The organism is Nitrospirillum karajorum (assembly GCF_036348415.1).
GTDB lineage: Bacteria > Pseudomonadota > Alphaproteobacteria > Azospirillales > Azospirillaceae > Nitrospirillum > Nitrospirillum amazonense_B.
Window position 1 is genome coordinate 872,278 of record NZ_JAZBQB010000003.1, and the last position, 22,405, is coordinate 894,682.

At 69.5% G+C, this 22,405-nt stretch carries 17 protein-coding genes; 5 read left to right on the plus strand and 12 right to left on the minus strand.

From position 1 onward, the window contains the following. Positions 1-171: 171 nt before the first annotated feature. The gene (locus UCD39_RS17605) at positions 172-1,776 is read left to right on the plus strand and encodes a DUF1800 domain-containing protein (RefSeq protein WP_330497186.1); all 1,605 of its coding nucleotides are present in this window, start codon (positions 172-174) and stop codon (positions 1,774-1,776) included. Between the two features lie 20 nt (positions 1,777-1,796). Continuing rightward, positions 1,797-3,107 carry a DUF1501 domain-containing protein gene (locus UCD39_RS17610; RefSeq protein WP_330497187.1) on the plus strand — a complete coding sequence of 437 codons (1,311 nt, stop codon included), beginning with the start codon at positions 1,797-1,799 and terminating at the stop codon, positions 3,105-3,107. Between the two features lie 32 nt (positions 3,108-3,139). On the opposite strand, the gene UCD39_RS17615 is transcribed toward UCD39_RS17610, so the two are convergent. The 5 genes from UCD39_RS17615 to UCD39_RS17635 all read right to left on the minus strand — a co-directional run bounded on the left by UCD39_RS17615 (position 3,140) and on the right by UCD39_RS17635 (position 9,253). Continuing rightward, positions 3,140-4,624, minus strand: coding sequence for a methyl-accepting chemotaxis protein (locus tag UCD39_RS17615; protein WP_330497188.1), 1,485 nt, complete (start codon positions 4,622-4,624; stop codon positions 3,140-3,142). Between the two features lie 189 nt (positions 4,625-4,813). Beyond that, positions 4,814-5,467: a DUF1826 domain-containing protein gene (locus tag UCD39_RS17620; protein WP_330497189.1), complete on the minus strand. Its 654-nt coding sequence runs from the start codon at positions 5,465-5,467 to the stop codon at positions 4,814-4,816. Continuing rightward, complete coding sequence (locus UCD39_RS17625) at positions 5,464-5,742, minus strand: hypothetical protein (protein ID WP_330497190.1); 279 nt, start codon at positions 5,740-5,742, stop codon at positions 5,464-5,466. The genes UCD39_RS17620 and UCD39_RS17625 overlap by 4 nt, the downstream gene beginning before the upstream one ends. Positions 5,743-5,868: 126 nt before the next feature. Then, entirely contained in the window at positions 5,869-7,320 is a 1,452-nt protein-coding gene (locus UCD39_RS17630) for a methyl-accepting chemotaxis protein (RefSeq protein ID WP_330497191.1), read from the minus strand. A 469-nt stretch (positions 7,321-7,789) separates the two neighbouring features. Continuing rightward, the gene (locus UCD39_RS17635; RefSeq protein WP_330497192.1) at positions 7,790-9,253 is read right to left on the minus strand and encodes an MFS transporter; all 1,464 of its coding nucleotides are present in this window, start codon (positions 9,251-9,253) and stop codon (positions 7,790-7,792) included. Between the two features lie 128 nt (positions 9,254-9,381). On the opposite strand from UCD39_RS17635, the gene UCD39_RS17640 reads away from it, so the two are divergent. Next, positions 9,382-10,287, plus strand: coding sequence for a LysR family transcriptional regulator (locus UCD39_RS17640; RefSeq protein ID WP_330497193.1), 906 nt, complete (start codon positions 9,382-9,384; stop codon positions 10,285-10,287). A 124-nt stretch (positions 10,288-10,411) separates the two neighbouring features. Here the strand turns inward: UCD39_RS17640 and UCD39_RS17645 are convergent, their stop codons facing one another. The 3 genes from UCD39_RS17645 to UCD39_RS17655 form a co-directional block, all read right to left on the minus strand. Continuing rightward, positions 10,412-12,394: a potassium transporter Kup gene (locus UCD39_RS17645; protein WP_330497194.1), complete on the minus strand. Its 1,983-nt coding sequence runs from the start codon at positions 12,392-12,394 to the stop codon at positions 10,412-10,414. Between the two features lie 155 nt (positions 12,395-12,549). After that, entirely contained in the window at positions 12,550-13,797 is a 1,248-nt protein-coding gene (locus UCD39_RS17650) for an ABC transporter substrate-binding protein (RefSeq protein ID WP_330497195.1), read from the minus strand. Positions 13,798-13,982: 185 nt separating this feature from the next. Then, on the minus strand, positions 13,983-14,777 hold the full coding sequence (locus UCD39_RS17655; protein WP_330497196.1) for an NAD(P)H-dependent oxidoreductase: 795 nt from the start codon (positions 14,775-14,777) through the stop codon (positions 13,983-13,985). A gap of 94 nt (positions 14,778-14,871) precedes the next feature. Here UCD39_RS17655 and UCD39_RS28555 point away from each other — a divergent pair, with 94 nt between their 5' ends. Then, entirely contained in the window at positions 14,872-15,252 is a 381-nt protein-coding gene (locus UCD39_RS28555) for a LysR family transcriptional regulator (protein ID WP_442943660.1), read from the plus strand. Next, positions 15,192-15,788 carry a substrate binding domain-containing protein gene (locus UCD39_RS17660; protein WP_442943661.1) on the plus strand — a complete coding sequence of 199 codons (597 nt, stop codon included), beginning with the start codon at positions 15,192-15,194 and terminating at the stop codon, positions 15,786-15,788. Before UCD39_RS28555 ends, UCD39_RS17660 begins: the two co-directional genes overlap by 61 nt. Here UCD39_RS17660 and UCD39_RS17665 read toward each other — a convergent pair. Genes UCD39_RS17665 through ptsP form a run of 4 tightly spaced genes read right to left on the minus strand, consistent with a single transcriptional unit; the run spans position 15,785 to position 22,281 of the window. Beyond that, on the minus strand, positions 15,785-17,842 hold the full coding sequence (locus UCD39_RS17665; RefSeq protein WP_330497197.1) for a beta-N-acetylhexosaminidase: 2,058 nt from the start codon (positions 17,840-17,842) through the stop codon (positions 15,785-15,787). The genes UCD39_RS17660 and UCD39_RS17665 overlap by 4 nt on opposite strands. Before the next feature lie 52 nt (positions 17,843-17,894). Then, positions 17,895-18,347 (minus strand): PTS sugar transporter subunit IIB, encoded by a 453-nt coding sequence (locus tag UCD39_RS17670; RefSeq protein ID WP_330497198.1) that lies wholly within the window; start codon positions 18,345-18,347, stop codon positions 17,895-17,897. Next, on the minus strand, positions 18,278-19,624 hold the full coding sequence (locus tag UCD39_RS17675) for a PTS transporter subunit EIIC (protein WP_330497199.1): 1,347 nt from the start codon (positions 19,622-19,624) through the stop codon (positions 18,278-18,280). The genes UCD39_RS17670 and UCD39_RS17675 overlap by 70 nt, the downstream gene beginning before the upstream one ends. Beyond that, entirely contained in the window at positions 19,624-22,281 is a 2,658-nt protein-coding gene (gene ptsP / locus UCD39_RS17680; RefSeq protein ID WP_330497200.1) for a phosphoenolpyruvate--protein phosphotransferase, read from the minus strand. Before ptsP ends, UCD39_RS17675 begins: the two co-directional genes overlap by 1 nt. Positions 22,282-22,405: the final 124 nt, after the last annotated feature.

The window sequence follows — 22,405 nt, forward strand, 5'->3', positions numbered from 1 at the left end:
CGTTCAACACATCGGCAAGTGGGGCGAAAAGCCCCAGGCCCGAAAGGGTTACAAAGGGGGCTCCAGGGAGCCCCCTTTTTCTATCCTTAGTCCCTACCGCTACCGGCGTATGTCGGGTTTGTCCTGAAAAGGGCGTACCATGGGCATTGCATCGACAGATGAGGGCCCGACATGGTCGTCCCCACCCCCACGTCCCCTACGCCGTTCCCAGCGCCGTCTCAGGAATGGATTTTCCTGAACCGCTTCGCCTACGGCCCCCGCCCCGGCGAGGCCCAGGCGTTGCGGCAGCAGGGCATCGCCCACTGGCTGGATGAGCAATTGCGCCTGGCGGCGGCCAGCACCGCCCCGGGACCGGAATGCCAGCAAAAGCTGGAAAGCGCCACCATGCGCATCAAGTACGATGCGGGCGAGGGCTGGGCGGCGCTGGATGAAATGCGTCCCTTGCGCACACTGGACCAGCCGGTGGACGCGCTCTGGTCCCTGAACCAGCCCGACCGCAAGCTGCCCTATCAGGAACGGGTGCGCCCGCGCCTGGACCTGGCGGCGGCCACCGTCATCCGGGCCGTCTATGATCCGGCCCAGTTGCGCCAGGTCATGACCCTGTTCTGGCACGACCACTTCTCCGTCAACGCGGCGGACAGCTACACGGCCCCCGCCCTGCCGGCCTACGACACCGCCTTGCGCACCCACGCCCTGGGCAATTTCCGCGACCTGCTGGAAGCGGTGGCCACCAGCCCCGCCATGCTGATCTACCTGAACAACCGCTCTTCCCGTGGCGGGGCCGCCAACGAGAACTACGCCCGCGAACTGTTCGAGCTGCACACCCTGGGCCGCGACGCCTACCTCAACACCCAGTACGACCGCTGGCGCGACGTGCCCGGTGCCCTGAAGGGCGCGCCCGAGGGCTATATCGACCAGGACGTCTACGAGGCCAGCCGCGCCTTCACCGGGTGGAGCATCCAAAGCGGCCAGGATTTGGGCGGCTACAAGGCCGCCAATGACGGCCGCTTCACCTACATCGAATCCTGGCACGATAATTACCAGAAGCGCGTGCTGGCGGCGGAGTTCGACAGCTACCAGCCGCCGCAGAGCGACGGCCACCGCGTGCTGGACCTGGTCGCCAACCATCCCGCCACCGCCCAGTTCATCTGCACCAAGATGGTGCGGTCCCTGCTGGGCGGGGAGCCGTCGCCGGACCTGGTGAAGGCCGCCGCCGCCGCCTGGCTGGACAACCGCCAGCGCCCCGACCAGATCGCCCGCGTCGTGCGGCTGATCGCCCTGTCGCCCCAGGCCACGGCCAACTGGGGCGCCCGGCCCAAACGGCCGCTGGAGTTGGTGGCCAGCTTCGCGCGGGCCACCGGCCTGCCCGTCACCGCCAGCGAGGGGCTGGTGAACACCATGGATAGCGCCGGGCAGAAGCTGTACGCCTGGCCCACGCCGGACGGCCACCCCATCGCCGACGATTATTGGCTGGGCGCGCAGAACATGCGGGCGCGCTGGAACCTGGCGCTGGGCCTGGCGGAGGGGTGGTGGATGCCGCCCGGCCTGTCGGCCGGCGTGCAGATGGGCCCGGCGGCCGCGCACAGCGGCCAGGCCGTCGCCTTCTGGTCCGAACGTCTGCTGGGCAGCCCCAACGCCATCGACGCCAAGGCCCTGCTGGGCGGCCTGTCCCTGGCGGCCGACGCGCCGCCCACGGTGGACAACAAGACCGGTGAATTCGCCAACCGCCGCCTGGCCGCCTATGTGGCCATGAGCCCGGCTTTCCAGCTGCGCTGAGCCGGAGAAGGAGACGCATCATGGCGTTCAATACAGTCGATATCAGCCGCCGTGGCATCCTGAAGACCCTGGCCGCCGCCGGCGCGCTGACCACCGTGCCCGGCCTGGGCCAGCTGGCCTTCGCCGCCCCCGGCGGCGCGCAGGACGCGAATGGCAAGATTCTGGTCGTGCTGTTCTTCCGGGGCGGCATGGACGTGCTGAACTTCATCGGCCCGTCCAACGACGCCGTCTACATCGACGCCCGGCCGGCCGACCTGCGGCTGCTGGACAGCGGCGACAAGGCCGGCATCCCCTTGGACAGCGACCTGGCCCATGGCGTGGACTTCCGGCTGCATCCCGAGGCGGCCGCGCTGCATGAGTTGTACCGCCATGGCGACCTGGCCATCGTCCACGCGACCGGCCTGGCCAACGCCACCCGCAGCCATTTCGAGGCGCAGGAACTGATGGAGCGCGGTCTGGCGGATGAGCCTAAGGGCAACGGCGCCCTGGGCACGGAAGGTGGCTGGGTCGCCCGGCTGCTGCGCCAGATGGGCGGGGACGGGGAACTGGTGGCCATCAGCACGGCGGGCGGCGTGCCCAAACTGCTGCAGGGCTATCCCGAGGCGCTGTCCATTCCCGATCTGCGCGGGGGCTTCGGGCTGCCGGGTGGTCCCAGCACCCAGGCGGTGCTGGAGCGGCTGTATCCGGCCGGCCCGGCCACGGGGTTCAATCCCAACGTGGCCAGGGGTGGCCGTGTCGCCCTGGACGCCGCCTTGCGGTTGAACGCCGCCTTGCCCAAGGGTCCGGACGGCAAGGTCCTGCCCTACCAGCCGGAGCATGGCGGCACCTTTGACGGCGATGTCGGCCGGTCGCTGGAAACGGTCGCCCGCCTGATCCGCATGGATGCCGGCCTGAAAGTGGCCTGTGTCGACATGGGCGGCTGGGACACGCATGAGGGCCAGTCCGGCCGGTTCAAGGGCTTGGTCCACCAGCTCTCAGGCTCGCTTTCCACCTTCTGGAATGACCTGTCCGCCTATCACGACCGCATCACCCTGGTGACCATCAGCGAATTCGGCCGCCGCCTGCGCGCCAACCGCAGCGGCGGCACCGATCACGGGCACGGTTCGCTCATGATGGTGATGGGGGGCGGCGTGGCGGGCGGCCGCCTGCTGGGGCGCTGGCCCGGCCTGCAACCCCAGGACCTGGACGAGCGGGTGGACCTGGCCGTCACCACCGACTACCGCGACGTGCTGACCAGCGTGCTGAAGCATCGCATGGGCGTGGGCCAGGTCGATGGTGTCTTCCCCGGCTTCCACCCCGGCAGCGGCGACCCGGCCTTGTTCAAGGCGTAAACAGCCAGGACCGCCGCCGGCGCCTGGATGTCCTAGCGCGCCAGGACGTGAGCCGCCTGTTTGGTGGTGGCGACGGCGGTACCCACCTGACCGACGGCGGCGGCGATGCCGCCGAGGTTGGTGGTCACCGTCTCCACCGCCACGGCGGTGCGCTGCATGTTGGAGGACATGTCGCGGGTCACGGCACTCTGCTCCTCCACCGCACTGGCGGTGCTGGTCACATATTCCCGCACCGTGCCGATCGACTGGCGGATGGTGGATAGCGCCCCCACCACCTCGCCCGAGACGGCCTGCATCCCCTCGATCTCATCGGAGATTTGCTGGGTCGCGTTGGCGGATTGCGTGGCCAGGTTCTTCACCTCCGTCGCCACGACGGCGAAGCCCTTGCCCGCCTCGCCCGCCCGCGCCGCCTCTATGGTGGCATTCAGCGCCAGCAGGTTGATCTGCCCCGCGATGCCGCGGATGGCCTCCACCACCCCTTCCATGGAGCGGGCGACGGTGGCCAGCCGCTGGGTGGAGGCGTCGGCCCGTTCCGCCAGCTCGGCGGCACTCTCCGCCGCCGCCCGCGACTGCGCCATGCTCTGCGAGATTTCACGGATGGAGGCCGCCAGTTCCTCGGCACTGGACGCCATCATCTGCACGGCACCCGACGTCTCCCCCGCGGCGTGCAGCGCCTCGCCCGACTGTCCAGTCGCCCGCGCCATGGCCTGGTCGATCTCGCCGAAGTTATTGTCGATCAATTGCTTGAGGTCCGCCAGCATCTGAATCTGGCGGGTGATGTCGGTCGCATACTTCACCACCTTGAACGGCCGGCCATTCAAATCGAAAATGGGGTTGTAGGATGCCTCGATCCACACCGCGCGTCCGCCCTTGCCGATGCGCTTGAACTGCGCCGCCCGGTATTCCCCGCGTCGCAGCGCGTCCCAGAACGCGCGGTACTCGGCGCTGTCGCGCTCGGCCGGTTCCAAGAACATGGCGTGCGGCTTGCCCTTCACCTCGGCCAGGGTATAGCCCAACGCGTTCAGGAACAGGTCGTTGGCGGTCAACACCGTGCCGTCCAGGGCGAACTCGATCACCGCCTGCGACCGGCGGATGGCGTCCATCTGGCCCCGCATGTCGGCGTATTCCAGCTTCTGGGCCGTGACGTCGGTGGCGTACTTCACCACCTTCACCGGCCGGCCGGCATCGTCGAGGATGGGATTATAGCTGGCCTCGATCCAAACCTCGCGCCCACCCTTGCCGATGCGCTTGAACTGCGCCGCCTGGTATTCCCCGCGCCGCAGCGCGTCCCAGAACGCCTTGTAGGCGGCACTGTTTCGTTCCGCCTCTTCGACGAACATGGCATGCGGCTTGCCCTGAATCTCCGCCAGGGTATAGCCCATGGCAGACAGAAAGTTCTTGTTGGCGGTCAGCACCCTGCCGTCCGGCGAAAATTCGATCACCGCCTGTGACCGGTCCAGGGCCTTCAGGGTGGACAAAACCACGCGGATTTTGCGCAGGTAGCCGGCAAAGAACATTCATCACTCCAAGGTAAACGGGCCAAGATCGCGCCCGGATGAGCGGATGAAGCCGACGATCCCTGAGAGGGCCAAACCCATTGGCCCTGACCCTGGGACGTCTAGGCCCCCAAGGTGCCCCTTGAGTGATTACCAAATCCTTGCCGTTCGCACGCTGTTAACGTTGCGCGACCAATTCTAACCTTAAGGTCAGGCCGGTTCCCACGCCTCCGGCGACGCGGCGGAGGGTAGGTTCAGGCACAGCACCAGGCGCACTTGGCCGGTGCCGGCGACGGAGGGTGAGCGGTGGACCACGCCGTCCTCCTCCCCCGCTGGGCCGCCACCACAGCCGGTTGGGCCACAGCCCTTGAACAGGGCCACGGCATGGCGCGGCATTTCGTGCAGCGGCCCGTGGTAGCGTCGCTGATCCGCCAACGCCCGGGCGGCGTCGGCGGGCGCCACGATCTGGGTGCCCGGTCCCCGATAGGTGGTGATCAGGCGCAGCCGCACATGATCGCGGTGGAATTTCCAGCAGGCGTCGCCGCCCACGGCCTCCAGCCGCACGTCGATCCACTCCCCACCGGCGACCGCCAGGAAGCGGCGGCAAAGGTCGGTGATATCGACCGTCAAGGCCGCCGGCGCCTCCGTTCCGCGCAACAGCGTCGCCAGGGCCGCGTCCACATCGCCCAGACGCGCGAGGAAACGGCCATGGGGCAAACGCTCCGCCGGCAGGGCGTCCAGCCAAGGATCAAGGGCCGCGCCGGGATGCCCCCTCCGCCGCCACAAGGCCAAACCCACGGTGGGTTCCATCACCCGATCCAGCACGGCGGGCGTATCGTCCTCGACAATACCGGCGACGCTCATTGCCGCGTGGTCTCCCCGGCCATGAGGCCGCCGTCCGCCATGTCGCTGCGGATGTGAATCGCCAGCGTGGCCAACATGTCCGCCACGCCGTCGGCGCCGTACGCGGTGACCAGACGCGGCATCAGTTCCACCAGGGCTGCGGCCAGGACGCTGTGGCCGGGAATGCCGGCCGCTTCGCAGCGCTCCAAGGCACCCTGGAATGTGAAAAGGGCTTCAGCGAAGCGGGGCGGCACCATTCCGGGCGACAGGCCGAGCGCGGCGGTGAAGGTCGTCATCGACAAGGACTCCGCTAAAGGGAAAGTCCGTGACTGTAACGTTATAACATAACATATCAAGGAAAGAATGGCGGCGGCGTGGGGGCCATCCCTCACGCCGCCGCCGGATATGGCCGGGTCTGCTGGCTATCGCGCCAGGATGTGCGCGGCCTGCTTGGTGGTGGCGACCGCCTGGCCGACTTGGCCGATGGCGGCGGCGATGGCGCCAAGGTTGGCGGTCACCGTTTCCACCGCCACGGCCGTGCCTTGCATGTTGGACGACATGTCACGGGTCACCGCGCTCTGTTCCTCCACCGCGCTGGCGGTGCTGGTCACATATTCCCGCACTGTGCCGATCGACTGGCGGATGGTGGACAACGCCCCCACCACCTCACCCGAGACGGCCTGCATCCCCTCGATCTCGTTGGAGATTTGCTGGGTCGCGTTGGCGGACTGCATGGCCAGGTTTTTCACCTCCGTCGCCACCACGGCGAAGCCCTTGCCCGCCTCGCCCGCCCGCGCCGCCTCGATGGTGGCGTTCAGCGCCAGCAGGTTGATCTGCCCCGCGATGCCGCGGATGACCTCCACCACGCTTTCCATGGAGTGTGCCACTCCGGCCAGTTTCTGGGTTGAAGCGTCGGCCATGTCCGCCAGTTGGGCGGTGCTTTCCGCCGCCGCCCGCGACTGCGCCATGCTCTGCGAGATTTCGCGGATGGACGCCGCCAGCTCCTCCACGCTGGACGCCATCATCTGCACGGCCCCCGATGTGTCCCCAGCCGCGTGCAACGCCTCACCCGACTGTCCTGTGGCGCGCTCCATGGCCTGGTCGATCTCCCCGAAGTTCTTGTCGATCAGCACCTTGAGGTCCGCCAGCATCTGAACCTGGTGGGTGATGTCGGTCGCATACTTCACCACCTTGAACGGCCGACCGTTTAAATCGAAGATGGGGTTGTAGGAGGCCTCGATCCATACCGGGCGCCCGCCCTTGCCGATGCGCTTGAACTGCGCCGCCCGGTATTCCCCGCGCCGCAGCGCGTCCCAGAAGGCGCGGTACTCGGCACTGTCGCGCTGGGCCGGTTCCACAAACATGGCGTGCGGTTTGCCCTGCACCTCGGCCAGGGTATAGCCCAGGGTGTTCAGGAAGAGGTCATTGGCGGTCAGCACCGTGCCGTCCAACGCGAACTCGATCACCGCCTGTGACCGGCGGATGGCGTCCACCTGGCCCCGAAGGTCGGCATATTCCCGCTTCTGCGCCGTGATGTCGGTTGCGTACTTCACCACCTTCACCGGCCGGCCGGCAGCGTCGAGCACGGGGTTGTAGCTGGCCTCGATCCAGACCTCACGCCCGCCCTTGCCGATGCGCTTGAACTGGGACGCCTGATAGTCCCCGCGCCGCAGCGCGCTCCAGAACGCCTTATAGGCGGCACTGTTCCGTTCCGCTTCCTCCACGAACAGGCTGTGCGGCTTACCCTGGATTTCCGCCAAGGTATATCCCATGGCCGCCAGGAAATTCCTGTTGGCGGTCAGCACGGTGCCATCCAGGGAAAACTCGATCACCGCCTGCGACCGGTCCAAAGCCTTCAAAGTAGAGGCCATCATTCGATATTTCTGAAACAGCCCATTCAGCAAAGCAACCTCCGGTAATAATATTGACAAATAAACAAATGCCGACGGTCAATAAATTAACTCGGCAAGTCGCGGAGGATGTTTATTCTCGATAACGATTGAATGCCGATAATACTCCAATAATTTAATGAAAATTTATCCCAAATGAAATTCAGCAATTGACCTCTGCACGGGAAGAGGGATTTTCCTGCACCGTCGGAAAAGGCTGGGCACTGGATCAAGGCGGGGGGTGGAAGGGCGGCATACCATGACGAATTACGCCGCCCAGCCTGTACAGGGCCGGGCGGCGGTCGCGTCCAAACAGAGAGGGGGTGGAAGGCGTGGGCGCGGGTCCGCTACACCTCTAGCCTGAAGCCGACTTCCATGACTTGCTCGGACGGCAGGCGGGTCAGAAAGCGGCCTTTGGGGCAGGCGCTCCGCCGGCAGGGCGTCCAGGCGCGAATCAAGGGCCGCACGGGGCCGCCCGCTCCCGCATTCGACCTCCGCTGGCGCCTATCAGCAGAAGGGCCAGGGTGATCAAGCCACCGGCCACCAGGAAGGTGATGTACATGCCACTGGCGACCGCGGCCGCCGGGGCGGCGGTGATGTCCGGCACGCCGGCGGCAAGGGTGAAGACCGCTCCCATGGCGGAGGCGCCGGTGATCAGACCCAGGTTGCGCGACAGGTTCAGGATGCCGGATATGACACCCCGCCGGTCCGCCGGAACACCTGACATCACGGCGGTGTTGTTGGCCGCCTGGAACAAGGCGTAGCCGGCGGTTAACACGGCGATGGGCCCGACATAGCCGGCAACGCCCAGGACAGACCTCTCCAGCACCAACCCCGCCGATGCCATCAACACGCTGCCGGCCACCATGGCGCCCAGGCCGATGATGCTGATGCGCACCGCCCCGAAACGGTCGACCAGGCGGCCGGCCGGCACCCCGGCCAGGGCCGACATCAACGGTCCGGCGGACATCACCAGCCCCACGCCGGCCGGGCTCAAGCCCAGGGCCCGGGCCAGGTAGAAGGGGCCCACGACGAAGGTGGTCGCCATCACCGTCGCCACGGCAGCACTGCCCGCCAGGCCCGGCCCCACCGCCGGATCGCGCAATAGGCGCAAACGCACGAGCGGCGACCGCACCCGCGCCTCCACCACCGCGAACAGCCCGGCCCCCACGACCGCCCCCGCCAGCAGCACCAGGTTCAAGGGGCCCCAATGCCCCCGCCCCAGGGTCATGGCCAGGGCGTACAGCGCCAACGTCCCCCCCAGCAATACCGTGCCGGCGCCATCAAAGCCGGACCACCCGCCCTCGCCACGGCCGCCGTCCACCGGCAGTGCGCGCCACGCCAGGAACAGGGTCAGACCGCCCAGCGGCAGATTGACCAGGAAGATCGCCCTCCAGCCCAGGACGGCGATCAGCACCCCGCCCAGGGAAGGCCCCAACGCCGTGCCCACGGCCGACATGGTGCCCATCAAACCCATGGCCCGGCCGACGCGGTCCCTGGGCACCGATCCACTCACGAAGGCCAGGGCCAGGGCCATCATGGCCGAGGCGCCCAGCCCCTGCGCCGCCCGCGCGGCGACCAGGACGCCCAGCCCAGGCGCCAGGCCGCACAGCGTCGAGGCGCCGGTGAACAGGCCCAGGCCCACCAGCAGCGTTCGACGGCGCCCGACCAGATCACCCAGTCGTCCGACGCTGACGATCAGGGTGGTCATGGCCAGCAGATAGGCCAGCACCACCCATTGCACCTGCTGGAAGGGTGCGTTCAAGGCCGAGGCCAAGGTGGGCAGGGCCACATTGGCGACGCTGGTGCCCAGGGAGGACAGCAGCACGCACAAGGACAGCACCGGCAGCGCCCACCGCGTCCCCGGCGGCACCATCGCCGCCACTGTCAGTCGTTGATTCACAGGTATCGAGGTCATGTCACCCTCCGCTCATCGGTTCAGGCGGACGGTAGCCGGCGTCGTGACATGGCGGAACACGCACGGTCTGCAGCATATTCGTGCATACGACGCGCCATATTGGGCCGCATCGCATGCTAGGATCGACCATGGCCACCCTGCCCGACCTGAACCTGCTGATCACCCTGGACGTGCTGCTGAGCGAGGGCAGCGTGGCCAAGGCCGCGCGCCGCCTGCGGCTCAGCCCCTCCGCCATGAGCCGGGCGCTGGGCCGCCTGCGGGAGGTGACGGGCGATCCGCTGCTGGTGCGGGCCGGTCGGGGCCCGGCGCCCACCCCCCGCGCCCTGGAGCTGCGCGAACGGGTGGCCCCCCTGGTGCGGGAGGCGGAGGCCGTGCTGCGCCCGGCGGAGAGGCTGGACCTGGCGCGCCTTACCCGCACCTTCACCCTGCGCACGCGCGAGGGTTTCGTGGAAAGCTTCGGCGTCGCCCTCGTCACCCGGCTGGCGCGGGAGGCGCCGGGCGTGCGTTTGCGCTTCGCCCCCAAGCCGGACAAGGGCAGCACGCTGCTGCGCGATGGCGCGGTCGACCTGGAAACCGGGGTGGTGGGCGACAGCATGGGGCCGGAGATTCGCGCCCAGTCCCTGTTCCGCGACCGCTTCATCGGCGTGGCGCGGGCGGGACACTTTTTAAGTCAAGGCGCCCTCACCCCGGCACGCTTCGCCGCCGCCCGGCATATCGCCGTGGCCCGCCGGGAGCATGATGCGGAGCGTCGCCAGGCCCCGGTGGACGCGGCGTTGGAACCGCTGGGCCTGACGCGCGATGTGGCCGTCATCGTCGGCGACTTCTCCGCAGCCTTGACCCTGGCCCGCGCCACCGACCTGGTGGCCACCGTGCCGGAGCGACATACCCTGACCCTGCGTGAGGGCCTGTTCACCTTCGCCCTGCCAGTCCAGGTGCCCGAGATCACCGTGTCGCTGCTGTGGCACCCCCGCCTGGATGCCGACCCCGCCCACCGCTGGCTGCGCGCCTGCGTACGCGAGGTCTGCGCGGCATGAGCCCTCATGCCGCTAGGACGCGACCGCGTCCGGTACCTTACCGGACCCGGCCTCATTCAAGTTACAAGGATGAGCCAAGCCAGCGGATGCTGGCGCCCGGCGACTGAGGGAACCTTCAACAACCCTAAACCTCCAACCTGAACCCAACCTCCATCACCTGATCGGGCGGCAAGTGGAAGTAATCCGACGCCCGCAGGCCCAGGCGCTGCATCAGGTGATAGGCGGTCCAGACCGGGCCGGACAGCGCGGGGTTCCGCTCCGCCCGGATCAGGCGCTCGTGGGAGATGTAATAGGTCACCTCCTCCCGGCAGAAGGCCAGGCCCAGGCGGGCTAGGCCACGCATGACCGTGGGCACGTCCGGCTTCTGCATGAAGCCGATGCGCACCGTGACCCGCCAGAAGCCGTTGCCCACCTGCTCCACCGCCAGGCGCTCAGCCGCCGGCACGCGCGGCCGCTTGGTCGGCACCAGGGTCAGCAGGATGACGTGCTCGTGCAGCACGCGGTTGTGGGTGACGTGGTGGACCAGCATGGGCGACACCCGGTCGGCCGTGCGGGTCACGAACACCGCCGTGCCCGGCAGGCGGTGGACCACCGTTTCCTCCACCCGCTCCATGAACTCCGTGAAGCTGGTGCCGCCTTCGCTCAGCTTGATCTGCACGATGGCGCTGCCCTTGCGCCAGGCCACCATCAGGAAGGCGATGAAGCCGCCGATGGCGAGCGGCAGCCAGCCGCCCTCCAGCAGCTTGGTGCTGTTGGCCACCAGGAAGGCGAGGTCGACGGCGGCGAAGAAGCCCATCATCAGGTTGGTGGGGATGGCCGGCCAGTCCCAAAGCTCCCGCATCACCCGGCGCAGCAGGATGGTGGTGATCAGCATGGTGGCGGACACGGCGATGCCGTAGGCCGCCGCCAGCGCCTCGGAATGGCGGAAGCCCAGCACGATCATCAGGGTCGCCAGCATCAGCAGCCAGTTGACCACGCCCACGTAGATCTGGCCGTAGGACTTGCGCGAGGTGGGGGAGATGGACATGCGCGGCAGCAGGCGCAGGGTGATGGCCTGGCGCGTCATGGAAAACACGCCGGAGATCAGCGCCTGGCTGGCGATGACCGTGGCCATGGTGGCCAGGATGACCAGGGGCACCAGCGCCCAGTCCGGCGCCAGGCGATAGAAGGGGTTGTCCACCGCCTCGGGCCGGTCCAGCAGCAGGGCGCCCTGGCCCAGATAGTTCAGGATCAGCGCCGGGAAGACGACCACGAACCAGGCGCGGCGGATGGCGCCGGCGCCGAAATGGCCCATGTCGGCGTACAGCGCCTCCGCCCCCGTCAGCGCCAGGAAGACGGCGCCGAACACGGCGAAGGCCACGCCGGGGGCATGCACCAGCAGATGCTCCGCCGACAGCGGGTTGAAGGCCATCAGGATGTCCGGACGCTGGACGACATGGAACAGGCCGACGGCGGCCAGCATGGCGAACCACAGCGCCATGATGGGGCCGAACAGGCGGCCGATGGCGCCGGTGCCCCGGTGCTGGATGGCGAACAGCGCCACCAGGACGGCGATGGTCAGGGGCAGCACGAAGGCGCCCAGGTGGCTGTCCGCCACCACCAGGCCCTCCATGGCCGACAGGACGGAAATGGCGGGTGTGATGGCGCCGTCGCCGAACAGCAGGGCGGCGCCGCAGATGCCCAGGAACACCACCATGGGCACCATTTCCCGGGCGTTGGGCGGATGCACCAGGGACAGGAGCGAGAGGATGCCGCCCTCGCCATCATTGTCGGCCCGCAGCACCAGGGCGACATACTTGACCGCCACGATCAGGATCAGCGCCCAGATGATCAGGCTGACCACCCCCAGCACGTCGCCCTCGCTGGGCAGACGCCCATGATGGGTGACGGCGCCCAGGGCCGTCTGCATGGCGTAGAGGGGGGAGGTGCCGATATCGCCGAAGACGACGCCCAACGCGCCCAGCATCAGGGCGGCCCGGCTGCCATGCACATGGCCGTGGCCATGCTCCTGCGGGTTGTGATCCTGCAGGCTATCGGGCACGCCCTCGTCCTTCACCACCGGTTCCGCCTGAGTCATCCCCGCCCCGCCATCCTGCTGTGAACGCATGGCCCTGAAATCCCTACCCAAGATAGGGCACCCCCGGCGGACCTTCTACCGTTGGGACGGGCGGGGCGGCAATGCGGCGAAAGGGGCTTCAAAAGCCCCCCAACGGATCGGGTGGGTGTCACCGGCGATCAACAGGCCTTAGCGGGGGGCCTTGGTCAGCGGGCAGCCGCCCTTGTCCTGGGACTGGTAGGCCTCCTCCCCGGGATGGTGCGCAGCAGCTTGTAATAGTCCCAGGGCTTCTTGCTCTCCTCCGGCTTCTTCACCTCGAACAGGTACATGTCATGCACCATGGTGCCGTCCTGGCGCACCGTGCCCTTGGCGAACATGTCATCCACCGGCAGCTCGCGCATCTTGGCGGCCACCGCCTTGGCCTCGGTCGTCCCCGCCGCCTTCACCGCCTTCAGGTAATGCAGCACGGCGGAATAGGTGCCGGCCTGCACCATGTTGGGCATGCGCTTAACCTTCTGGAAATAGCGCTCCGCCCACTGCCGGCTGGCGTCGTCGCGGTCCCAGTAGAAGGCCTCGGTCAGCACCAGGCCCTGCGCCGTCTTCAGGCCCAGGGCATGTACGTCGCTGAGGGTGAATAGCAGGCCGGCCAGACGCTGCCCGCCCTTGGTGATGCCAAGCTCCGCCGCCTGCTTGATGGCGTTGGTGGTGTCGGTGCCGGCGTTGGCCAGGCCGATGACCTGGGCCTTGGACGCCTGCGCCTGCGACAGGAAGGAGGAGAAGTCGCGGTTGTTGAAGGGCGCGTTGACCGCCCCCACCACCGTGCCGCCCTTGGCGGTCACGAAGTCGGTCGTGTCCTTTTCCAGCTGGTGGCCGAAGGCGTAATCGGCGGTGATGAAAAACCAGGATTTGCCACCCGATTCCACCAGCGCCCCGCCGATGCCGCGCGCCAGCGCGTAGGTGTCGTACGCCCAGTGGAAGCCGGTGGGCGAACAGGCCTCATTGGTCAGTTTGGAGGTGGCCGCCCCCACCACGATGTCGATCTTGCCCCGCTGCTTGGCCAAGTCCTGCACCGCCAGGGCCACGGAGGAGGTGGTGAGTTCGCCGATCATGTCCACCGCGTCGGCGTCGAACCATTGGCGGGCGATGGCGACACCGGTGTCCGGCTTGTTCTGGTGGTCGGCGCTGAGCAGCACGATCTTGCGCCCCAGGACGCTGCCGCCGAAATCATCGATGGCCATCTGCGCCGCCACGACGGAGCCCCGGCCACCGAAGTCGGCGTAGATGCCGGACTGGTCGTTCAGGATGCCGATGCGCACCGGCTTTGCCGTGTCCGCCTCTGGTGCCGCCCGGGCCGCGCCCGGCGCCAGCAGGCTGAACGCCGCCGCCGCCAGCAACGCGCCCCCCACCATCGCACCGCGCAGCAAGGAACCGCGCCGCGTCAGAGTTCCGCTCATCCGCTTCCTCCCGATATCGTTATGGCCGGCGCCCGTCCTGCCGATCCCGGCGCCGCAGGGCATCACTATGCCCCATCCCAGGCAATCCGGGAATGCAACACCTTGAAATATCTTGATGTGCAGGCTTAATGGACGCGGGCCGCAAGTCGTGCCGGTGGTTCAGGGCGCACGACACGTGCCGGATATCAGTTGAAGTCGTACTCCTCCCGCAGATGCAGGGCGAAGCCGGTGGCCCCGGCACCGAGCCCCTCCCGCAATTCCATGGCCGGGATCCGATAGTCCCCACCGTTCTGTTGCCGATAGGGGATGGGCGTCGTCTGCTCCACTGTGCGCATCCGCTCGCGCAAACGCTCAGCCTCGCGCTCAAAGCCGGCGGCATCAAGCCGATCCGCCTGGTACAGGACGAAGGGCGGCAGGACGGAATAGCCGGGATAGTAGAGGATGCCGTGGTGGATGGGGAACAGCAGGTCCTCGATGGGGCCGTTGATCCCGCGCGGGCCGTAATGCGGCGCCCAGCCGCCGGTGGTGGTGATGACCATGGCGCGCTTGCCCTGGAAGACTCCCTCGCCATAGCGGTCGCCCCAGCGACGGTCGCTATGCTCCCCCACGCCATAGGCGAATCCGTAGGCGAACACGCGATCGACCCAGCCCTTCAGGATGGCGGGCATGGTGAACCACCACAGGGGGAACTGCAGGACCAGCATGTCAGCCCAGCGCAGCTTTTCCTGTTCCGCCAGCACGTCGGCGGTCAGCCGGCCGGTGGCATAGGCATCCCGCGACGCCAGCACCGGCACCAGGCGATCCTCAGGCTTAAGGTCGGGGAAGTCGGCGTGGTCGACCACGGCCTTCCAGCCCATGGCGTGAAGGTCGGACACCTGGACCGTGTGACCCTGGGCCTGGAGTTCGGCCACCGCGACATCGCGCAGCGCGCCGTTCATGGACCGGGGATCGGGATGGGCGAAGACAAGAAAGACGTTCATGGGGGCGGGCTCCGACAAGGACAAAACACCCCCCAGGTAGACCCGATGGCATCTATGCGCTAGATAAGCACTATGCATATGATTTTGCCGGATTATGGATAAGTCTGACGTCACCCTGGATCGCATGCGCACCTTCGTCCGCGTGGCGGAGCGGGGCAACCTGTCCGCCGTGGCCCGGGAATTGGGCATCGGCCAATCCAGCGTCACCCGCCAGTTGCGGGAACTGGAAGACGCGGTGGGCGTGCCACTGCTGAGCCGTACCACGCGCCGCGTCAGCCCGACGGAGGAAGGCGCGCGCTATTACACACAATGCGTCCAGATCCTGCGCCTGGTGGACCAGGCGGGGGATGAGGCGCGGGGCGGCCGGCGGGGGCGGCCGGCAACATCCGCCTGTCCTGCACGGCGGCCCTGGGGGTGCGGCATATCAGCCGCCTGCTGTTCGCCTTCCAGGACCGGCACCCGGATATCGACATAGACCTGAACCTGACGGATGAGCGGGTGGATTTGGTGCGGGAGGGGGTGGACATCGCCCTGCGCCTGGGCCCCCTGACCGACAGCACCCTGAGGCTGAGGCCGCTGGGCCGGTCGCGGCGGGCGTTGATGGCGTCGCCGGATTACCTGGCCCGGCGGGGTCGGCCGGCACACCCCAGAGACCTGGCCGGCCACGACATCATCCGCATGTCCAACGTCGCCGGCAGCGACACCCTGGTGCTGCATGGCCCCGATGGCGAGGTCGAGGAGGTGGCAGCCGGCGGGCGGTTCCGTGTCGACCATGGCCTGGGCGCGCGCGAGGCGATGGCCGCCGGCCGGGGCATCGGCCCCACCCACCACTGGCTCATGGACGATTTGCTGGCGACCGGCGGGGTGGAGATCGTGCTGCCCGGCCACAGCCCACCGCCGGTGCCCTTTAACATGCTGATCGTGCCGGAACGGGCCGGCATCGCCCGGGTGCGCCTTCTGGCCGATTTCCTGGTGGATGCCGTAGCCGGCATCCCCGGGATGGACCGCTAAGGCGCCGCCTTCACCAGCCGGGTCACCGCCGGCAGGATGGCGAAGTCCAGCTCCGCCCCGGCATCCGCCGCATCCGCCACCGCCTTTTCCCCGCCGGCGCGGTCGAACATCGGCTTGCCGGTGTGCAGCGCCTCCGCCGCCGCCATACCGGCATCGGCCAGCCTGGTCAGCTTGGCCGACGGCCCAGCCAGTTCGGCCAGCAGCGGCGTGGCGGTGGCGTGGGGGGCCAACAGGGCGTTGCCCTGCTGCCAGGCCATCAGGGGCCGCAACACCGCCGCCCGCGCCTCGACATCCTTCGGGTTCGCCAGGAAGCGGTCCACCGCCAGGCTGAAGGCGCGGGCCTCGGCACTTTCCGCCGGCACCGCATCCACCAGGCGGTTCAGCGGCGTGGACTGCACCGCGTCTGGCCGGCGGACCGAGCGCCGGTAATCCTGCAGGGGCTGTACCGTCTGGGCCAGGGGCAGCAGCGCCGGCAGCCCGGCGGGGCCGGCCACGCGGGTCAGCAGGACGGACCGTGCCGCCTCATGTTGCGAGCCGGCGGACACCAAATCCTGGGCCACCGTGTCCAGGCGCGCGTACATCGCGGGCACGTCCCGGGTCATGTCCCGGGGTGACCACAGCTTTTCCGCCACCACCGCGGCGCGGGGCCACAAGCGGACGTCCAGGTTCTCCGGCGACAGCCGCTCGCTCCACGCGCAGGCCTCACCCCCCAGGATCAGGCTTTCCAAACCCGGCGGCAGGTTCTCCGGCAGGGGATCGGCGGCGTAGTGGCGGCCCGCCGGCCAGTTCAGGTCCAGGTAATAGGGGGCGGACAGGATGCCGGCGTGGCCGGCCAGGGCCGCCTTCTTCAGCGACTCCGCATCCCGCCAGGATTGCACCACCACATCCTTGGGCATGTCGCCGTCCATGATCTCATCCCAGCCGATGGCATGCTTGCCATGGGCCGCGACGATGGCCTGGACCCGGGTGGTGAACAGGGCCTGCAAGGCGGCGGTGTCCTTCAGGCCATGGGCCTTCATGTAGGCCTGGACGCCGGGGCTGGCCTTCCACTGTTCGCCGTTCACCTCATCCCCGCCGATATGGAAGTACGGGTCAGGGAACAGCGCGGTCATTTCGCCAACGAGACGATCCAGGAATTGGTATGTGCTGTCGCGCGTCGGGTCTAGCGCCGGGTCGAACACGCCCCAGTGGCGCTCGATGGCATAGGGGCCGGGCGCGCTGGCCAATTCCGGATAGCCCACCAGCCAGGCGGTGGTGTGGCCCGGCATGTCGAATTCGGGCACCACGCGGATGCCCCGGTCGGCGGCGTAGCGGATGACCTGGCGCACCTGGTCCTGGGTGTAGAATTCGCCATCGGACCCCAGCTGGTGCAGCCTGGGGAAGACCTTGCTTTCCACGCGGAAGCCCTGGTTGTCGCTGAGATGCCAGTGCAGGACGTTCAGCTTCACCGCCTGCATCAGGTCGATGGTGCGCTCCACCGTGGCGATGGGCATGAAGTGGCGCGACACGTCCAGCAGCAGGCCGCGCCAGGGGAAGCGCGGCTGGTCATGGATGGTCACCGCCGGCGCCGCCCACCCCTGCGGGCCGTTGGCCACCAGTTGGGCGAAGGTGGCGACGCCCCGGTTGATGCCGATGGATGTGGCGGCCGTGATGCTGGCGCCGCCAGGCGTCACCGTCAGGGTGTAGGACTCATCCTCCGTGGGCGCCGGGACGGCCGCGCTGACGCCCGTGATCGTCAGGGTCAGGGTGGCCCCCTTCCCCGGCGCGGTTCCCGCCGTCACCGGCGCGCCGGCCAGGAACTGCCCGGTCTTGGCCGACAGGCGCTGGATCAGCGTGCGGGCCGCGGCCTCCAGGTGCGGGTCGGCCGGCCCCGCCAGCGCCACGGTGAACCCGCCATCCACCGCCAACCGGCCCTGCCCCGCCGTCATCGACGCCGGCAGGGGCATCAGGGCCGGCAACGGCATCCCGGCAGCGGGGGTGGGAACCGATTGGGCCTGGGCGAGGCCGGCGGCCATCACGGCCACACCGCAGACAAGCAAGGTCGACAGACGCATGGGAAGGCACCCTTGGGAAAAAGCGGAACCGTGGACGGGGGGCCGGCGGGGATCAGCCGCCGGCGCGGGCGAGGGTCAGGGCATCGGCCAGCGGCGCGGCGGGCGCCCCCAGCAGCAGATGAAGACGGCCGGCCGCCGGCCGCGCGACGCCACGCAGGCCCAGAGCCAGCAGGCTGCCATCGTCAACGCGGGCCGGGTCGGTGACCCCCAGCAGCAAGCGGTTGGCCCGCGCCTCCACCTCCTGAAGATTGCCGGCACCGCCCAGGGCGGCCAACACGGCACCGGCATCGGGCCCGGTGACGGCCGCAGACTGGGCCGCCGCCGGGCGGCTCAGGGCCTGGCGGATCTCACCCGCCACCTGGTCCGCCACGGGACCCAGCACCACCTGCAGGGCCGTGGCATTGGGGCGTACCACGCCGCGTGATCCCAGGGCGGTCAGCGCCGCCTCATCCACCGCGCGGTTGTCGGCCAGCACCAGGCGAAGGCGGGTGGTGCAGGCGTCCACTGTGCGGATGTTGCCGGCGCCGCCCAGGGCCGCGACGAAGCCGCCCCCCTTCCACCGGCCGCCACCGCCTGGGCGGAGACGACCGCCACCGGCGCCGCCTCCCGCCCCAGGATGCTCAGGTCGAAGCGGCGGATGACGACAATAAAGACGGTGTAATAGAGGGCGAAATAGGCCGCCCCCACCGGCAGCAGCAGCAACGGCCGCGTCGCCTTGCCGAAATTGACGACATAGTCGACCAGGCCGGCGGAGAAGGTGAAGCCCAGCTTCACCCCCAGCAGGTCCATGACCACCATGGCCAGCCCGGTCAGCACGGCGTGCAGGGCGTAAAGCGCCGGCGCCGCGAACATGAAGGTGAACTCGATGGGCTCGGTCACGCCGGTGAGGAAGGCGGTCAGCGCCATGGACAGCAGCATGCCGCCCACGGCGGCCCGCCGGGCCGGCCGGGCCGCGCGATACAGGGCCAGGCAGGCGGCCGGCAGGCCGAACATCATGACGGGGAAATAGCCCGCCATGAAACCGCCGGCCGTGGGATCGCCGGCGAAGAAGCGCTTCAGATCGCCGGTGGCGCCGTGATAGTCGCCCAGGATGAACCAGGCGACGTTGTTCAGGATGTGGTGCAGGCCGGTGATGATCAGCACCCGGTTCAATAGGCCGTAGAGGAACAGCCCGGCCTCGCCCGACGACAGCACGGCGCGGCTGAGCCCGTCCAGGCCAGCCTCCAGCACGGGCCAGCCCAGGCCGAAGACCAGCGCCAGGCCCAGCCCCGCGATGCCGGCGGCGATGGGCACGAAGCGCCGGCCGCCGAAGAATGACAGGAATTCCGGCAGCTTCAGATCGCTGTAGCGGTTATAGAGTCCGCCGGCCAGCAGGCCGGACAGGATGCCGGCCGGCACGCCGATCTTGGCCACCGCCTTGATCTTGTAGCTGGTGGACGCCGCCTCCAGCGCGCTGCCGGTCAGGCCGGCGATCACCTCGGGCGGAACCCGCACCAGCGCCTGCGCCCCTTGCGTGGCCACCAGGAAGCCGACGACGCCGGCCAGGCCGGCGGCCCCGTTGTTCTCCCGCGCCAGGCCCACGGCCACGCCGATGGCGAAGATCAGCCCCAGGTTGGTGAAGATGGCCTCGCCGGCGGCCGCGATGAACGGGATGCCCAGCAGGTCGGGCTGGCCCAGGCGCAGCAACAGGCCGGCCACCGGCAGGACGGCGATGGGCAACATCAGGGCGCGACCCAGCTGCTGCACGCCCAGTCGTTCAAACAGGCTGAAACGGTCGCGCATCAGGCGGCTCCTTCCATGACAGACACCGCCATGCCGGCCCGGGCCAGCAGGCTGCGCACGGCGGCGGCGGATTCCTGGGCCAGCGCCTCACGCGCCAAGGCGGCGCAGGCCGCCTTGTCCAGCGGACGCAGCGCCGCCTTGATGTCGGGGATGGCCGGTGGCGTGGCCGACAGCTCCGTCACGCCCAGGCCCACCAGCAGGGGGGCCGCCGCTGGATCGGACGCCAGCGCGCCGCACACGCCCACCCAGCGCCCATGCCGGGCCGCCCCTTCCGCCGTCTGGCGGATAAGGCGCAGCACGGCGGGGTGCAGGGCGTCCAGGCGTGCGGCCAGGTCGGGGTTGCCCCGGTCCATGGCCAGCACGTACTGGGTCAGGTCATTGGTGCCGATGGACAGGAAATCGGCCTCGGTCGCCAGCTGGTCGGCTGTCACCGCCGCCGCCGGGGTTTCCACCATGACGCCCAACTGCACCGGCGGGGCGTGGCCCAGGGCCTCGCGCTCCTGGTCCAGCATGTCGCGCACGGCCCGCACCTCATCCAGGGTCGCCACCATGGGCACCATGATGCGGCACTGGCCCACCGGGCGGACGCGCAGGATGGCGCGCAACTGGGTGCGCAGGATCTCTGGCCGGCGCAGGCCGATGCGCACCCCGCGCAGGCCCAGGATGGGGTTCTCCTCCCGCGGCAGGGGCAGGTAGGGCAAGGGCTTGTCCCCGCCCACGTCCAGGGTGCGGATGATCAGCGGGCGTCCGGCCAAGGCCGTCGCCACCGCCTGGTATTGGGCCGCCTGCTCATCCTCATCCGGTGCCGTCTGGCGGTCCAGGAACAGGAATTCGGTGCGCAGGAGGCCGCAGCCCTCCGCCCCCTTGGCCACCCCCTTCACCGCGTCGGCCACTTTGCCGACATTGGTGTAGACCTCGATGCGGGTGCCGTCGGCCATGACGCAATCGGCGGCCGCGGCCCGGAGGTTGGCCTCCGTCCGCGCCTGGCGCTGCCCCGTCTCCCGTTCCAGCCTGGCCAGATCCTCGGCCGGCGGCTGGACATGCAGCAGGCCCCGGTCGGCATCCAGGATCAGCGGCGCGTCGTCGGGGATGCGCAGCACGGCCGCCCCGCCCGCCACCAGCGCCGGCACGCCCATGGAGGCGGCGAGGATGGCGACATGGCTGGTGGGGCCGCCGCGCGCCGTGCAGAAGCCGGCCAGACGGCCGGCATCCAGGTTGCTGAGCTGGCTGGGCATCAGTTCCTCCGCCACCAGGATGGCGCCCTGGGGCAGGATCACCGGCTGAGGCTCCCGCCCGGCCAGCGCCAGCATGACCTGGCGGCGCAGGTCGATCAGGTCGGCCGCGCGCTCCGCCATGCGGGGATTGCCCAGGGCGCGCAAGGCGGTGGCGCGGCGGTCGGTGGCGGCGCGCCACGCGACGCCGGCGGCCTCGCCACCGCTGATCGCGGCCAGCGCTTCGTCCAACAGCTCGGGATCGTCCAGGATGGCCAGGTGCGCCCGGAAGATGTCACGGCGCTGGGCCTGGCCGGCGGCTTCCGACTGGGCCACGGCGGCGCCCAGGCGGGCACGCACCCGCTTCAACGCGGCGGCCAGCAAGGTGCGTTCCGCCTCCGCTCCCCGGCCGCTGGCCGGCACCTCCACCTCCTCATCCTCCAGGCGGAAGGCGCGGCCCAGGGCCAGCCCGGGGGCGGCGGTGACGGCGCGGATGACCGCCGTCTCCCCTGGCGCGAAGGGTGGCTGGACCTCCAGCGCGGGCGGCTCGTCCGGGGGCGGCACGGCGGCGCTGGGCAGCGACGGCACGGGCAGCGCCGCCGGGGGCGGTACCGGCGTCTCCCCCAGGCCGGCGGCGATGGCGTCGGCGACGGCGGCCACGGCGGCGGTGGCGTCGGCCCCCTCGCCCACCACCGTCAGGGCATCGCCGTGGCGCAGGCCCAGCGACATGGCGGCCACCGCGCTCTTGGCGTTGGCGCGGCGCCCCTGGGCAACCAGATGGACGGCGGCGGCGAAGGGCTTGGCGGCGGCCGCCAGCACCGCGGCCGGGCGGGCGTGCAGCCCGTGCGCCAGGGGCAGCACCAGCGAGCGCTCGGCCCCCGCCGCTGACCCACGGGCCACCCCCGCGCCGTCCGCGCGGGCTGATCCACGCCCCTGGACCAACAGGGTCAGCAGAACCTCACCCGCGCGCACCGCGACACCCGTCTTGGCCGCCACCACGGTGGCGGACGGACCACCGGCGATGACCAGGGGCGTCACCAGGCTTTTGGCCTCCCGCGCCAGCAGGTCCATGTCGAACTCGATCAGGGCGTCGCCGGCGCGCACGGCCGCCCCTTCGGTGGTGTGGACCGTGAAGCCACGGCCGCCCAGGGCCACGGTTTCCAGCCCAATGTGCATCAGGATTTCCACGCCGCACTCGGCGCGCAGGGTCACGGCGTGGCGGGCACGGTGGATGGCGATGACGACGCCGTCGCAGGGCGCGCGCAGCGTGCCGCCGGTGGGGTCGATGGCCAAGCCATCCCCCATCATGCGCTGGGCGAAGACGGGGTCCGGCACCTCTTCCAGCGGGGCGGCCCACCCATCCAGCGGCGCCAGCAGGCTGAGCCGCGTCACGCCGCCGGTGACCGTGCCCTTACCGGGATCATTTCCCACCATCGAACCGCCCACGCCTGACCCTCATTTTTCCCGGCGCCGGCGCGCCGCCTTAGCCATAGACTCAGCGGCGGCGCCTGAAGCCGCCGCCATACCCCGCCCCGGAAAAAGGGGGCCCGGCCGGTGCCGGACCCCTGTC

What these genes read in the sequence shown, in the direction of transcription:
- UCD39_RS28555 (WP_442943660.1), top strand. Translation starts at nt 14,872, where the DNA reads ATGGATAAGTCTGACGTCACCCTGGATCGCATGCGCACCTTCGTCCGC.
- UCD39_RS17645 (WP_330497194.1), bottom strand. Translation starts at nt 12,394, where the DNA reads ATGCGTTCACAGCAGGATGGCGGGGCGGGGATGACTCAGGCGGAACCG.
- UCD39_RS17635 (WP_330497192.1), bottom strand. Translation starts at nt 9,253, where the DNA reads ATGACCTCGATACCTGTGAATCAACGACTGACAGTGGCGGCGATGGTG.
- UCD39_RS17655 (WP_330497196.1), bottom strand. Translation starts at nt 14,777, where the DNA reads ATGAACGTCTTTCTTGTCTTCGCCCATCCCGATCCCCGGTCCATGAAC.
- UCD39_RS17615 (WP_330497188.1), bottom strand. Translation starts at nt 4,624, where the DNA reads ATGTTCTTTGCCGGCTACCTGCGCAAAATCCGCGTGGTTTTGTCCACC.
- UCD39_RS17640 (WP_330497193.1), top strand. Translation starts at nt 9,382, where the DNA reads ATGGCCACCCTGCCCGACCTGAACCTGCTGATCACCCTGGACGTGCTG.
- UCD39_RS17665 (WP_330497197.1), bottom strand. Translation starts at nt 17,842, where the DNA reads ATGCGTCTGTCGACCTTGCTTGTCTGCGGTGTGGCCGTGATGGCCGCC.
- UCD39_RS17620 (WP_330497189.1), bottom strand. Translation starts at nt 5,467, where the DNA reads ATGAGCGTCGCCGGTATTGTCGAGGACGATACGCCCGCCGTGCTGGAT.
- UCD39_RS17605 (WP_330497186.1), top strand. Translation starts at nt 172, where the DNA reads ATGGTCGTCCCCACCCCCACGTCCCCTACGCCGTTCCCAGCGCCGTCT.
- UCD39_RS17625 (WP_330497190.1), bottom strand. Translation starts at nt 5,742, where the DNA reads ATGACGACCTTCACCGCCGCGCTCGGCCTGTCGCCCGGAATGGTGCCG.
- UCD39_RS17630 (WP_330497191.1), bottom strand. Translation starts at nt 7,320, where the DNA reads ATGATGGCCTCTACTTTGAAGGCTTTGGACCGGTCGCAGGCGGTGATC.
- UCD39_RS17650 (WP_330497195.1), bottom strand. Translation starts at nt 13,797, where the DNA reads ATGAGCGGAACTCTGACGCGGCGCGGTTCCTTGCTGCGCGGTGCGATG.
- UCD39_RS17675 (WP_330497199.1), bottom strand. Translation starts at nt 19,624, where the DNA reads ATGCGCGACCGTTTCAGCCTGTTTGAACGACTGGGCGTGCAGCAGCTG.
- UCD39_RS17610 (WP_330497187.1), top strand. Translation starts at nt 1,797, where the DNA reads ATGGCGTTCAATACAGTCGATATCAGCCGCCGTGGCATCCTGAAGACC.